The 211-nt window shown below is 52.6% G+C and carries 1 tRNA gene; it reads left to right on the forward strand.

From position 1 onward, the window contains the following. Window positions 1-54 precede the first annotated feature (54 nt). Window positions 55-146, forward strand: a tRNA-Ser gene (locus ACX9YW_RS23830). The last annotated feature ends 65 nt before the right edge of the window (window positions 147-211 follow it).

The following is a 211-nucleotide window of genomic DNA, read 5'->3' on the forward strand; positions in this document are numbered from 1 at the left end:
GGCTGTTAACCGAACGGTCGTAGGTTCGAGTCCTACCTGCGGAGCCATATTTTTGGAGAGCTGTCCGAGTGGCCGAAGGAGCACGATTGGAAATCGTGTAGGCGGGTAACCCTGTCTCAAGGGTTCAAATCCCTTGCTCTCCGCCATTAAAATTTTAATATGGCCCATTGGTCAAGCGGTTAAGACACCGCCCTTTCACGGCGGTAACACG

The sequence above is a fragment of the Pseudoneobacillus rhizolycopersici genome (assembly GCF_054786815.1).